We start from the raw sequence: 12,389 nt of genomic DNA on the forward strand, positions 1-12,389 counted from the left end.
CATTGTTGGTTGTGGCATTTGCTGGTCGGCCGCAGCTTCCAGTCCGGCAGCCGACAATCTTTCTTTCAGGCGTCAGGCGGACTTGCCGGTAACGGCCGGGCTGAACACCATGAGGCTGAGGATCTCGAACAGAACCTGGGCGCCGGCATGCGCCGTGTTGGTCGTCGCGTCATATTGCGGCGCGACCTCGACGACGTCGCCGCCGACAAGGTTGATGCCCTTGAGGCCGCGGATCAGTTCCAGCACTTCGCGGGTGGTGAGACCACCGATTTCAGGCGTGCCGGTGCCCGGTGCAAAGCTCGGATCAACGCTGTCGATGTCGAAGGAGAGATAGGTCGGGCCGTCGCCAACGATCTTCTTGGCCTTCTCGATGATCGCGGGAATGCCGAGACCGGTGACTTCCTCCGCATGGATGACGGTCATGCCGGACTCGTAGGAGAACTCCCAGAGATATTCGGCCGAGCCGCGGATGCCGATCTGCACGACACGGGTCGGATCGAGCACACCGTCGAGCACCGCGTTGCGGAACGGGCCGCCATGGTGGAACTTGGTGAGGTCGTAGGCGCCGCCGGTGTCGCAATGGGCATCGATGTGGATCATGCCGACCGGCTTCTTCTTGCCGACGGCTTTCAGGATCGGATGGGTGATCGAATGGTCGCCGCCAACAGACAGCGGAATGACGCCGGCATCGACGATCTGGTTGATGCGCTTTTCGATATCGTCGTGGCTAAGCTCCAGCCGGTAGCGGCTCTGGAACGGCACGTCGCCGATGTCGGCGACACGCAGTTCGTGAACCGGCGCGCAACCGAGCACATGGTTGTAAGGGCCGATGCGCTCGATCGAACGCAGCGCCCGCGGTCCGAAGCGCGAACCAGGACGGTTGGTGACGCCAAGATCCATGGGGATGCCGACGATCGCGACCTGCAGATTGCCGAAATCGGGCTCGTCCGCATCAACAGCCATGTGCGGCGCCGTCAGGAAGGTCGGGATGCCGGAATAGGGCGCAAGGCGCGTGCCGCTCTTGGTGAAGATCTTGTCGGCGACGCGGCGGAAGGTCGGGTCGAACAGCTCGCCGCCATGGCTTTCACCGTATTTCGCCTTGAGTTCGCCAAGCTTCTTTTCGTCCCAGGCCATCCGCTCAAACCTCCGTCATGTCAGCCGGGGAATGCGCACAAAGGCGCCACAGATCAGCATCTGCGGATGGGGCCGGTTCTCTCCGGCTCAATCAAGTTCCCCAGGCTTTTTGCCCTGTTGAGTTCCATTAGGTGACAAATCCTCTGGAAAATCAATTGACATTGTTATAGCGTTTCGTGTGAGAAAAATTCACATGACAACAGCCCGCCGGAACCAAGCTTTTTGTCCAGCCGCCTGCCGCCCCTGAACCCCTTGCGCGCCTTCGAGGCGACGGCGCGCCGTGGCTCCGTGTCGGCTGCCGCGCGCGAACTGAACGTGACGCACGGCGCCATCAGCCACCAGATCCGCGCGCTCGAACTCTCGATCAACGCCACGCTATTCGTGCGCGGCGGAAAGCGGCTGAAGCTGACGCCGCAGGGCGCGCTGCTACTTCCGGCGGTTACCCACGCCTTTGCCGAAATCGCCGCCGCAACAGCCGCCATGACGCGCCCGACCACCAGCGGCGAGTTGCGCATCACCTGCGTCCCCGCCCTGCTCTCCTTCTGGCTGATCCCGCGCCTGCACCTCTTCACCGAGCAGTTTCCCGATGTGCGGCTGACGCTGATCGCCTCCAATGATGCCGCCTATCTCGATGCGTCCGATGTCGACGTCTGCCTGATCTATGGCGACGGCAACTGGCCGGGCTGCTGGTCGAAGCTCTGGAGCCGGCTGGAACTGTTCCCGGTCGTCAGCCCGACATTGCTGAATATGCGGCCGTTGCGCTCCGTGCGCGACCTGCGCGACCATGTGATGCTGCATGGCGACGACGGGCGCGAATGGAACACGTGGCTGGCAGCGGCCGATGCCAGCGACCTGCAGCGCGGTCGCCAACATTTCATGAGCGATGCGCGGCTTTCGACCGAAGCGGCGCTGCACAATCAGGGTGTCGCGCTTGGCGACACCATCACCGCCGGCAGCCTGATCGCGCGCGGCGAGTTGATCGCTCCCTTCGACCTGACGGTTCCGGCCAACGACGCCTTTTACGTCGCCTGCCGCAATGAAGTGCTGGCCGCCCCGATCGTGCGTATCTTCATCGACTGGATGTTCTCGGCGCTGGAAAACGACCCGATGCCGGAACTGCAGACCTCCGCGCGCACGATTATTCGCAGCCGAGCCTCGAAATCCGAGCCGACAGACCGTAAATCGGTGAAGGACGGTTTTCAGCCGGTTTCAGCGCCGGCCCGCGGCCGGCGCACGGAACGCCCACAGAAACGCAAGAACAAAGCCTGAGCCATAGGAACACCTGCCATGCCGCATTTCAATCCGCTCGTCGAAAAGCTCTCGTCGCCGCCCGTGCCGTCGGTGCTCGCCTGGGCGAAAAGCTATGATGGCTCCCGCGGGCCGCTGATCGACCTCTCGCAGGCGGTGCCCGGCTATCCGGCGCACCCGGACATGCTGGCATGGCTGGGCGAAGCCGCGGCGTCGACTGCCTATACCGGCTATGGCGCGATCGAGGGTGAAGCGGCGCTGCGCGAGGCCTATGCCGCGCATGTGGCAGGCCTTTATCGCGCCGCGATCACGGCCGACAACATCCACATCACCTCTGGTTGCAACCAGGCATTCATCTGCACCGCGATGGCGATCGCCTCAGCCGGTGATACGATCCTGATGACCAACCCCTATTACTTCAACCAGGAAACGACGCTCGCCATGCTCGGCATCAATGTCGAGCTGGTGCCCTGCGACGCCGGCGCCGGCTTCCTGCCGGAGATCGACGCAATCACTGCTGCGCTGCGGCCGGGTATCCGGGCGCTCGCGCTGGTATCGCCGAACAATCCGACCGGCGCGATCTATCCGCCCGAGCTTCTGTCGCGCATCTACGAAGTTTGCCGCGCCAACGGCACCTGGCTGATCCTCGACGAAACCTATCGCGACTTCCTGCCCGATGCCGGCGCTGCACCGCACGGCCTGCTGCAGACGGAGGGATGGCAGGACAGCTTCATCGGCCTCTACAGCTTCTCCAAATCCTTCTGCATTCCGGGCCATCGCCTCGGCGCAATCACCGCCGGGCCGGCGCTGGTCGAGCAGGTCACCAAGATCATGGACAACCTGCAGATCTGCGCGCCCCGTTCGGCGCAGGCCGCGGTCGCCAAGGCTATTCCAGCACTTGCCGATTGGCGTCTCGGCAATCGCGCCGAGATCGCTGCGCGTACAGACGCGCTGCGCGATGTCATGGGCCGGCTGCCGCAATGGAAGCTGCAGGCGATCGGCGCCTACTTCGCCTATATCCGGCATCCCTTCGCGGACATCGATTCGCAGTTCGTGGCCGAGAAGCTGGCGAAACTCGCCGGTGTCATCTGCCTGCCGGGCGACTACTTCGGCGAAGGCCAGGAAAACTACCTGCGCTTTGCCTTTGCCAATGCCGACGCGGGCACGATCCGCCAACTGGAAGAGCGGCTCGCCGGCTTCAACCTTCCCGGCCTGTAACAGGGCAAGAGCGTATCCGGTTTCGACGCAGCCGCGGAAACGCTCTTGCTCCATGTTTTTACACATTTCCTGACGGAAGACCGCGTTCGCACCTTTCCTGGAAATGCTCTAACCGCGGCGGGCGATCAGGATGCCGACAAGCACGATCGCCCCGCCGATTGCCTGCATCAGCCCGACCGGCTCGGAGAGCAGTATCCAGGCGAGGATCGCCGCGACCACCGGCTGCAGCAAAAGCGTCAGCGACGAAAACGCCGGCGGCAGATAGGCGAGCGCATAGGTGATCGCCACCTGCCCGCCCGCATGGCTGACGAAGGCGAGGCCGAACAGCATCGACCAGCCGAAGAGCGTCGGCGGCAATAGCGTGGGCTCGGACAGAAGCACGATCGGCAGCATGCAGATGGCGGCGGATGCCGTGCTCCAAACCATGATCCGGATGGTGCTGAACAGGCTGCGCAGCCGCCCGATTGCCAGGATGTAACCGGCATAGAACATCGCAGCGATGACGGCGACGCCGTCGCCCAGCAGATTGCCGTCGGCAAGCGCCATCGGGCCGCCCTTGAGGATGATCACGCCGGCGACCGCCGTCGCAAGTCCGATGGCAAACACGGTGCTGATGCGGGCGCGAAAAAGCAGCCAGCTCGCAAGCGTCACGAAAACGGGGGCAAGGTTGGCCAGCAGGGTGGCATTGGCGACCGACGTCTTGGTCAGCGCATAGTGCCAGGCGGCAAGGTCGATTGCGAGGAAGACACCCGGCAGCACCAGCAGCGCATACTCCGACAGCCGCTCGGGCCGCCGGTCGGACGCCGGCGCCCCACGAAACCAGGACCAGGCGAGAAGCGGGATCAGCGCCAGCGCCACGCGCCAGAAGGCCGTCGCCATCGGTCCGACCTCGGACAGGCGCACGAAGATCGGCGAGCCGCCGATCGCAGCCCCGCCGATCAGCAGGGCAGCCATGGCAAGGCGATTATGAGAAGAGGCGGCGGCGGGTGCTGAGGTCACGTCAATGTCCGGCTCTCTGCTGGCGGGCGATCATGGCGCCCCTGAGAAGGCAGCTAGCAGAAGTGCGGCATCGGCAACAGTCGCAATAAATCGCCCGCAGCAACAAAGACGGCCGCCATGCGCAAACACGGCGACCGTCCAATGGTTCTATCGCGCCTCGTCGGCGCAATGCTTGGTGTCGTCAGGCCGCGTCCGGAATATGCACGGTCTTGACCTCAAGGAAATCCTCGAGCCCGAACATGCCGCCTTCGCGTCCATTGCCGGACTGCTTGTAGCCGCCGAAGGGGCTGCCATAACGATGGGGGCCGCCGTTGATGTGGACCATGCCGGCGCGCAGGCGTGACGCCACCCGCTCCGCCCGCTTGGGATCGCCGGTCTGCACATAGGCGGCCAGCCCGTAATTGGTGTCGTTGGCGATCGCGATCGCTTCCTCCTCGGTATCGAAGGGGATGATCGCCAGCACCGGCCCGAACACCTCCTCGCGAGCAATGCGCATGGTGTTGTTGACGTCGGCAAAGATGGTCGGCTTGACGAAGTAGCCGGTCTCGAAGCCCTCGGGCTTGCCGGCACCGCCGACGACAAGACGCGCGCCCTCGGCGATACCCGCTTCGATCAGCGCCTGCACGCGGCCGAACTGGACGTCGCTCACCAACGGGCCGATGTGGCCGCCTTCCTTGGTCGGATCGCCGACCTCGGCTCCACGACCGACGCGGCCGGCGATCTCGACGACCTTGTCGTAGACGCTACGCTCGACCAGCATGCGCGTCGGCGCATCGCAGGACTGGCCGGAATTGTTGAAGCATTCGAGCACGCTTCCGCTCACTCGGTCTTCGAGATCGGCATCGGCAAAGACGATGTTCGGTGACTTGCCGCCGAGTTCGAGCGTCACGCGCTTGACCGTTTCGGCCGCATCCTTGCTGACGGCGATGCCGGCGCGGGTCGAACCGGTAAACGACATCATGTCGATGTCCCGATGCTTCGACAGTGCGGCACCGGCATTGATGCCATCGCCATTGACGAGGTTGAAGACGCCCGCTGGAAAACCGGCCTCATCGATCATTTCGGCATAGAGCATGGCGTTGAGCGGCGTGAATTCGCTCGGCTTCAGCACGCAGGTCGAGCCGGTCGCAAGTGCGGGAACGACCTTGAGCGCGATCTGGTTGATCGGCCAGTTCCAGGGCGTGATCAGGCCGCAGATGCCGATCGGCTCGCGCAGGATCACGTCGCCGTTCGCCAGCGTATCGCGCGTCTTCAGCCGCTTCAGCGCATCGATGAACCCCTGCAGATGGCCGACGCCGACATCCGCCTGCTGCTCGCGCGTCATTGTCGTCGGAGCGCCGAGCTCCATGGTGATGGTGGCCACCATCTCGTCATAGCGGCGCTTGTAGATCGACAACAGCTTTTCGAGCAGCGCCAGCCGCTCGTCGACGCTTGTACGGCTATAGGTGGCGAAGGCCTTCTTCGCAGCGGCAACGGCGCGATCGATATCGGCGGCCGAACCCATCGAAATCACCGCGATCGGCTTCTCGGTCGCCGGGTTCAGCACCTCCAGATCGTTAGGCGTGATCGGATCGACCCATTGGCCGTCGATATAAAACTTCCTTTTGTCGAGCATACGCTCCTCCTTCCCGTCAGATTGTGTTTTCTTTCTCCGCGAGCCAGTCCTTGATGAGCGCGCGGTAGCGCTCGCCTGAAAAGCTCGGAAAATGTCCGCCGTGGACGATACGCGCCGGAATGCGCAGCAACCGTTCCATCGACGCCAGATAGTCGTCGGCATTGGCGTGGTAGGTATCTTCGATCAGCGGCCCGTCGTAGAGGATGTCGCCGGAAAAGAGCACGCCGCTCTTCTCCTCCCAGAGTGCGATGCCACCGGGCGAATGCCCGGGCGTGTGGATCACCTCGAAGACGCGATCGCCAAGATCGATATGATCGCCATCGGCAAGAACAATCGTCGCAGGCGCAGCCTTCACCGCGTAGGTGGTCGAGGCATAGGGCTCGGGCGGCAGCGCGTCGAAAATCTCGTCGGCGACATAGGGGTCGGCAAGCGTGTTGATGCGCGTCGGATGCGCCAGCAGCTCAGCTTCGGCCGCATGCACGGCGCGGCAATCGAATTCGTGATGGCAGCCGATATGGTCGAAATGCGTATGGCTGGCAACGGCGGTCAGTTTGCGCTCGGTGACCAGCGGCACCCACGCGCGCAACGACACCACGCCCATGCCGCTATCAACAAGCATGTCACGGTCGCGCCCGCGCACGTGCCACATGTTGCAGCGGTAGAACTCCTGGATAAAGGGTTCGCAGATGTAGGTGACATCGTCGTCGAGACGCTTCGCCGCATACCAGTCTTTCGGAGCAATTCGCCGCATCTTGCTACAGGGTTCCGCTTGCCGCCGGCAAGGCTACGACGTCGGCAGCCCGCACCGCAAGGGGGACGATCTCGCCGTCGCGCACGTCGGAGGATTGCGGCAGATGCGCCACCAACGCATCGCCGTCGGTTGCGCAAGGCTTGAGGTGGCAACGGTAGTGCGTACCGAAGAAGGCGCTGCCGGCGACCCGCGCATCGCCGAGCGCGAACATCGGACCGTCCGATTTGTCGTTCCCGCGAAAATGCTCCGGCCGAATGGTGAGCGTGATCGCGTCGCCGGCCCTGGGCGCTCTCGCAGTAAAATTGGCGGCGGGAAGCGCCAAGTTGCCGAGCGAGGTTTCAACCTCGGCCGACGAAGCGTCGGCGGCCTTGATCCGGCCGGGAACAAAATTGACCTCGCCCATGAAGCCCGCCGAAAACAGCGATCGTGGCCGCATATAGATCTGCGATGGCGGACCGAAATCCTCGATTCGCCCCTGGTTCATGACGACGATCCGGTCGGCGATCGCCATCGCCTCTTCCTGGTCGTGGGTCACATGCACGAAGGTGGTGCCGACCCGCTTCTGGATCGCCTTCAGCTCATCCTGCATCTGGCGGCGAAGCTTCAGGTCCAGAGCGCCCAAGGGTTCGTCAAGCAGCAGCACTTCGGGATCGACGGCAAGCGCGCGGGCAAGTGCAACGCGCTGACGCTGGCCGCCGGAAAGCTCGTGCGGCCGTTTGCCGGCGGACGCCTTGAGACCGACGAGGTCGAGGAAGCCGAGCGCCTTTTCGTCCCGCTCGGCCTTGCCGAGACCGCGCATCCGGAGCCCGAAGCCGACATTGTCGACGAGCCGCATATGCGGGAAGAGCGCATAGTCCTGAAACATCGTCGTGGTCGGGCGTTTGGCCGGCGTGACGAAGGTCATGTCGCGATCGCCGATGACGACGCGCCCGGAGCTTGGCGACAGGAACCCGCCGAGAATGGAAAGAAGCGTGGTCTTGCCGCAGCCCGAGGGCCCAAGCAGCACGATGAACTCCCCTGCCCGGATGTCGAGCGAGACCCTGTCCAGCGCCGTGAAGTGGCCGAACGTCTTGCTGACGTTTTCGATCGAGACGGGAGCGGTCATTGTTTCTTCGTCCTTCCGAACAGGGAAAACTCGAGGATCAGCAGCAGCGCCACCGAGGCGAGAAAGACCAGCGAGCCGATCGCATTGGTCTTGGGATTGAGGCCAGAGCGCAGCATGCTCCAGATCTCGACGGGCAGGGTCACGTCGAAACGCGACAGCAGGAAGGCGATGATGAACTCGTCCCAGCTGAAGGTCACCGACAGGAAGAAGGCAGCCAGGATCGAAGGCATCAGCATCGGCGCGGTCACCAGCGCCATGACCTTGAAATCATTGGCGCCAAGATCGCGCGCCGCCCGCTCGATGTTGATCTGGTGGTCACCCATCGCGGCATAGATGATCGCAAAGCAGAGCGGCAGGTTGATCACCACGTGACCGATGCCGACCGTCAACAACGAGAGCGGCATGTGCAGCGCATTGAGAAGCGCCAGCAGTCCGAGCGCGATGATCAGATAGCTGACCGTCATCGGCGCGATCAGCAGGCCCCTTTGCAAGGCCGAGCCCGGCAGCCTGTAGCGCGCCAGCGAATAGGCGGCGAGAAAGCCGAGCACGCAGGAGACCAAGGACGAGGAGATGGCGACCAGCATCGAATTGCCGAGTGCTGCCATCAGCTTGCGGTCGACGAAAACAGCCTCGTACCATTGGGTGGAAAAGCCGTTGAACGGCGGCACCGGCAGGCGCCCGTCCTGGAAGGAAAACAGCACGAGCACCGCGACCGGAAGGAAGATGAAGGCGTAGACGAGAGCGAGATAGGCCCAGGACACACCGCCAATGAAAATTCTGCGCAGCATCAGGCCCTCTCGATCTTCAGCCAACGGGCACACAGCACATAGGCGACGGTGACGGCCAGCATGAGGATGATCGACAGCGCCGCTGCCATCGGGAAATCGGCGCGCCGGCCGAGCTGCAGCATGATGATCTGCGGCAGCACCAGCTCGTTGTTGCCGCCGAGGATCTGCGGCGTGACATAGTCGCCAATGCAGAGCACGAAGGTGAGAAATGCGCCGGTCATGATGCCGGGCAAAGTCAACGGCAGCACCACATGCCAGAAGGTCTGGAAGGCGTTGGCGCCAAGGTCGGCGGCCGCGCGGCGATAGTTCGGCGAGAGCTGGATCAGGTTCGAATAGATTGTCAGCGTCAAAAGCATGACGAAGAAGTGGACGAAACCGATCACCGTCGCCGTGCGCGTGCTGGCGATCGCGAGCGGCTCGGAGATCAGCCCGACGCCCGTCAGTATCTGATTGATGACGCCGTTTTTCGACAGCACGAGCAACCATGAGTAAGAGCGGACGACATAGGAGGTCCAGAACGGCAGGATCGCCAGGATCAGCGCCATGCGCTGAAACCGTTTCGGCACGCGCTCGGCAATGATCCAGGCGAGCGGGTAGGCAAGCAGCACCGAAAGGATCGTGACGATAACCGTGATTTCGAGCGAATTGACCAGGCCCTGCAACAGCGCGTTCTCGGAGAAGAAGCGCAGATAGTTGTCGAGATTCCAGACGCGGACGATCTCCCGTCCCTCGCGCTTCCAGAGGCTCATCGCCGCCATGAACAGGAAAGGCACAACGAAGAAGGCGAACGTCCACAAAAGTGCCGGCGCAGCAAAACCCCAGGCTTTCCGGCGGTCGGCATCTTCGAGAGTTGTCGCGGTCATGAAAGCTCCAGATCTGAGCGCCCACCAGACAAGGATGGTGGCCGCAGTTCACCGTCCCACCGGACGGTGGGGCGGCGATCGGCTGCAGGATTGGCGAACGCCGTTCGGGGCGTTACTGCTGCAGCATTTCCGTCCAGGCATCCTGGAACTGCTGATCCAGTTCGGTGGACGGGATCGGATAGAGCTGCGTCTTCTTCAGGTATTCGGCCTGCTCGTTGAACCGCAGCGCCGCCTTCTGCTGGTCTGTCAGGTGCTCGCCGGCCTTGCTGTTTGCCGGCATCGCCCAGTAGCAGGAGGATGTCGCAAGCCGTGCCTGGCCTTCGGGGCTGACGATGTACTGCACGAATTTCAGCGCCAGATCCTGCTTGGTCGAATCCTTCATCACGCCAATCGACTGCGCCCAGCGCACCGCCCCCTGCTCCGGGATCGTCCAGTCGAGATTGGGCTTGTCGGCCGACAGCACCGCGGTGATCCACTCGCCGCCACCGACCAGGATATCGACCTCGCCGGTTGCCAGCGCCGTCTGGGAGGACACGACATCGCTGACCTGCTTGGAAACCGCACGCATTGCCGCCAGCTTTTCCTTGATCGCCGGCATGTCCGCCTCGGTTAGCTCTGCGGTCTTCTTGCCGAGCCCGAGACCGACGAGGCCGATCATCGGCAGGTAGTAGTCGTAGAGCGCGATGCGCCCCTTGTACTTGTCCGACCAGATCACCGAGAGATCCTGCATGTCCTTCGGATCGACCTTGGACTTGTCGTAGGAGATGGTGTTGTAGCCGAACTTTTCCGTGACGGCATAAGTCTTGCCGTCCTTGGTGTTGTTGGCCTCCATCCGGACTTCGGGGAAGAGGTCTGATGTCGGCAAGGCATCGGCCGGCATTTCGGCGAGCAGATCGAGATCGATGGCGCGGTGAACATCGACGCCGTCGATGACGAGGACGTCCCAGTCGCCCGGACGGGACTGGTCGAGGATCGAGAGCGCGGCACCGGTGCCTTCATAGACCTTCAGGTTGACCTTGACGTCGTTGGCCTTTTCGAACGGCTCGACCAGGGCCGGATCCGTGTGGTCGCACCAGACGAGCGCATTGAGTTCTTCGGTCGCGAAAGCCGGTGCCGGAACCGAGACAAGCGAAGCGGCGACGATCGCGCCTGCAGCGACCGAGGAGAAAAATCGGCGCAGGTGCGCGCCGTCATGAACTGACTGCATCATGCTGTTGCCCTCTTGTTTGACGCTCGTTTCGGCGTCTTCAAAAAAAGATTGAATGAATTCATTTTTTAAGTCAATCTCAAATTTGAAGACATTCAGAATTCAAGGAAATCCACATGACAGGGTTGCGCGCACGGCAGAAAGCCGACCGGAACAGACGTATCCTGGACGCCGCCGCTCAGTTGTTTCGCGAGGTCGGCTACGACAGCGCCCGCATCGAGGACATCGCCGAACGGGCCGAAGTGTCGGTCGGCACCTTCTACAATTACTATGAAAACAAGGGCGACATCCTGGTCGCCACGGTGTCGATGGAAGTGGAGGAAGTTCTCGCCGCCGGGCGCACCATCGTCGACAATCCCCCCTCCTCCGTCGAAGGCGCGCTGGAGGCCCTGATCGGTCAATATTACGATCACTCGCTCGTCTATCTCAGCAAGGAGATGTGGCGCACTGCGATGGCGATTTCGATCCAGCAGCCGGAGAGCCCCTTCAGCAAGCGCTATACCGAGCTCGACCGCCGGCTTTGCGACCAGGTGTCGACGCTCATCCACAAGCTGCAGGTGAAGGGCCTCGTCGCCCCCGGAACCGACATTCGCGCCGTCGGCGAGATGCTGTTCAACAATCTCAATCTAATGTTCATCGAATTCGCGAAGCACGAGGCGATGCCGCTCGATGAGCTCAAGGCGCGTGTCAGCAGACAGAACCGGCCGCTCGCAACGCTGATCGCGGCGCCATGATCCAACCCGGACAATGAAGCCAACTCTCACAATAAAGAGCGTATCGATGCAAGACTTGGAACAGTCGGTGCTTGCCGCCGCCGATCGGCTCGTCGCAGCCTTTGCCCGCCATGATGCCGCCGCCTACTTTTCAGCCTTCGCGCCGAATGCGACCTTCATCTTCCACAATCTCGATCGACCCCTGCGCAGCCGGGCAGAATATGAGGCGGAATGGGCGTTGTGGGAGACCCGCGACAGCTTCCGCGTCCGAGGCTGCCAGTCCAGCGATCGGCATGTGCAAATGATCGGCAACGTTGCCGTCTTCACGCATGGCGTTCGAACCGAACTTGAGATCGGCGGTGAAGCACTGACGTCGCAGGAAAGAGAAACGATCGTGTTTGAACGGGATGGGGCCGGAACCTGGCTGGCGGTCCACGAGCATCTGTCGCGCGCCGGATAGCAGTCCCGAAACGCGTTTAGAGGGCACCGATGACGACGGCGGAAACGAAGCAGAAGGCAGCGACAAAGGCGATCGCGTGCGGAAACAGGGTGATGGGTGAGCGGCGCGGCGGGGCTGCAGCGTAGGACGCATATCGGGACTGGATTGTCGGCTTCGCAGCGTTCATCGCGTCTCTCCGTCGTTCAGGCCGGGAACTTGGCCGTTAATAGCCATGTTCTCCGATATTCTCGATTGAGTTTATAGATATTAATTTCTCGATTCCACCCCAAAAGTAAAAAATCGTCCGCC

At 62.5% G+C, this 12,389-nt stretch carries 13 protein-coding genes; 4 read left to right on the plus strand and 9 right to left on the minus strand.

Going from position 1 to position 12,389, the window contains the following annotated elements:
- Positions 1-72: 72 nt before the first annotated feature.
- A complete protein-coding gene (gene speB / locus ASD03_RS21470) occupies positions 73-1,134 on the minus strand; it encodes an agmatinase (RefSeq protein ID WP_025428169.1) in 1,062 nt (353 codons plus the stop codon).
- A 222-nt stretch (positions 1,135-1,356) separates the two neighbouring features.
- On the opposite strand from speB, the gene ASD03_RS21475 reads away from it, so the two are divergent.
- Together ASD03_RS21475 and ASD03_RS21480 are read left to right on the plus strand one after the other, a co-directional pair.
- The gene (locus ASD03_RS21475) at positions 1,357-2,403 is read left to right on the plus strand and encodes a LysR substrate-binding domain-containing protein (protein ID WP_025428170.1); all 1,047 of its coding nucleotides are present in this window, start codon (positions 1,357-1,359) and stop codon (positions 2,401-2,403) included.
- A gap of 18 nt (positions 2,404-2,421) precedes the next feature.
- Positions 2,422-3,600, plus strand: coding sequence for an aminotransferase (locus ASD03_RS21480; protein ID WP_025428171.1), 1,179 nt, complete (start codon positions 2,422-2,424; stop codon positions 3,598-3,600).
- A gap of 108 nt (positions 3,601-3,708) precedes the next feature.
- Here the strand turns inward: ASD03_RS21480 and ASD03_RS21485 are convergent, their stop codons facing one another.
- The 7 genes from ASD03_RS21485 to ASD03_RS21515 form a co-directional block, all read right to left on the minus strand.
- A complete protein-coding gene (locus ASD03_RS21485) occupies positions 3,709-4,554 on the minus strand; it encodes a DMT family transporter (protein ID WP_025428172.1) in 846 nt (281 codons plus the stop codon).
- A 226-nt stretch (positions 4,555-4,780) separates the two neighbouring features.
- Positions 4,781-6,214: an aldehyde dehydrogenase family protein gene (locus ASD03_RS21490; RefSeq protein WP_025428173.1), complete on the minus strand. Its 1,434-nt coding sequence runs from the start codon at positions 6,212-6,214 to the stop codon at positions 4,781-4,783.
- 16 nt (positions 6,215-6,230) lie between these two features.
- The gene (locus ASD03_RS21495; protein WP_025428174.1) at positions 6,231-6,965 is read right to left on the minus strand and encodes an MBL fold metallo-hydrolase; all 735 of its coding nucleotides are present in this window, start codon (positions 6,963-6,965) and stop codon (positions 6,231-6,233) included.
- A gap of 4 nt (positions 6,966-6,969) precedes the next feature.
- Positions 6,970-8,070: an ABC transporter ATP-binding protein gene (locus tag ASD03_RS21500; protein ID WP_025428175.1), complete on the minus strand. Its 1,101-nt coding sequence runs from the start codon at positions 8,068-8,070 to the stop codon at positions 6,970-6,972.
- The gene (locus tag ASD03_RS21505; protein ID WP_025428176.1) at positions 8,067-8,858 is read right to left on the minus strand and encodes an ABC transporter permease; all 792 of its coding nucleotides are present in this window, start codon (positions 8,856-8,858) and stop codon (positions 8,067-8,069) included. The genes ASD03_RS21500 and ASD03_RS21505 overlap by 4 nt, the downstream gene beginning before the upstream one ends.
- Complete coding sequence (locus tag ASD03_RS21510; protein WP_057216150.1) at positions 8,858-9,721, minus strand: ABC transporter permease; 864 nt, start codon at positions 9,719-9,721, stop codon at positions 8,858-8,860. The genes ASD03_RS21505 and ASD03_RS21510 overlap by 1 nt, the downstream gene beginning before the upstream one ends.
- Before the next feature lie 112 nt (positions 9,722-9,833).
- Positions 9,834-10,931, minus strand: a complete 1,098-nt coding sequence (locus ASD03_RS21515) for an extracellular solute-binding protein (RefSeq protein WP_107028053.1) — start codon at positions 10,929-10,931, stop codon at positions 9,834-9,836.
- 113 nt (positions 10,932-11,044) lie between these two features.
- On the opposite strand from ASD03_RS21515, the gene ASD03_RS21520 reads away from it, so the two are divergent.
- Both ASD03_RS21520 and ASD03_RS21525 read left to right on the plus strand, forming a co-directional pair.
- Positions 11,045-11,662 (plus strand): TetR/AcrR family transcriptional regulator, encoded by a 618-nt coding sequence (locus ASD03_RS21520; protein WP_025428179.1) that lies wholly within the window; start codon positions 11,045-11,047, stop codon positions 11,660-11,662.
- Between the two features lie 46 nt (positions 11,663-11,708).
- Entirely contained in the window at positions 11,709-12,101 is a 393-nt protein-coding gene (locus tag ASD03_RS21525; protein WP_025428180.1) for a nuclear transport factor 2 family protein, read from the plus strand.
- Between the two features lie 16 nt (positions 12,102-12,117).
- On the opposite strand, the gene ASD03_RS40030 is transcribed toward ASD03_RS21525, so the two are convergent.
- Positions 12,118-12,267 carry a hypothetical protein gene (locus ASD03_RS40030; RefSeq protein ID WP_025428181.1) on the minus strand — a complete coding sequence of 50 codons (150 nt, stop codon included), beginning with the start codon at positions 12,265-12,267 and terminating at the stop codon, positions 12,118-12,120.
- Positions 12,268-12,389: the final 122 nt, after the last annotated feature.

Source organism: Ensifer sp. Root127 (assembly GCF_001425225.1).
GTDB lineage: Bacteria > Pseudomonadota > Alphaproteobacteria > Rhizobiales > Rhizobiaceae > Ensifer > Ensifer canadensis.

Excerpts from the sequence above, each read along its gene's own strand:
- speB (WP_025428169.1), bottom strand. The coding sequence starts at position 1,134 with ATGGCCTGGGACGAAAAGAAGCTTGGCGAACTCAAGGCGAAATACGGT.
- ASD03_RS21480 (WP_025428171.1), top strand. The coding sequence starts at position 2,422 with ATGCCGCATTTCAATCCGCTCGTCGAAAAGCTCTCGTCGCCGCCCGTG.
- ASD03_RS21485 (WP_025428172.1), bottom strand. The coding sequence starts at position 4,554 with ATGGCTGCCCTGCTGATCGGCGGGGCTGCGATCGGCGGCTCGCCGATC.
- ASD03_RS21490 (WP_025428173.1), bottom strand. The coding sequence starts at position 6,214 with ATGCTCGACAAAAGGAAGTTTTATATCGACGGCCAATGGGTCGATCCG.
- ASD03_RS21495 (WP_025428174.1), bottom strand. The coding sequence starts at position 6,965 with ATGCGGCGAATTGCTCCGAAAGACTGGTATGCGGCGAAGCGTCTCGAC.
- ASD03_RS21500 (WP_025428175.1), bottom strand. The coding sequence starts at position 8,070 with ATGACCGCTCCCGTCTCGATCGAAAACGTCAGCAAGACGTTCGGCCAC.
- ASD03_RS21505 (WP_025428176.1), bottom strand. The coding sequence starts at position 8,858 with ATGCTGCGCAGAATTTTCATTGGCGGTGTGTCCTGGGCCTATCTCGCT.
- ASD03_RS21510 (WP_057216150.1), bottom strand. The coding sequence starts at position 9,721 with ATGACCGCGACAACTCTCGAAGATGCCGACCGCCGGAAAGCCTGGGGT.
- ASD03_RS21515 (WP_107028053.1), bottom strand. The coding sequence starts at position 10,931 with ATGATGCAGTCAGTTCATGACGGCGCGCACCTGCGCCGATTTTTCTCC.
- ASD03_RS21520 (WP_025428179.1), top strand. The coding sequence starts at position 11,045 with ATGACAGGGTTGCGCGCACGGCAGAAAGCCGACCGGAACAGACGTATC.
- ASD03_RS21525 (WP_025428180.1), top strand. The coding sequence starts at position 11,709 with ATGCAAGACTTGGAACAGTCGGTGCTTGCCGCCGCCGATCGGCTCGTC.
- ASD03_RS40030 (WP_025428181.1), bottom strand. The coding sequence starts at position 12,267 with ATGAACGCTGCGAAGCCGACAATCCAGTCCCGATATGCGTCCTACGCT.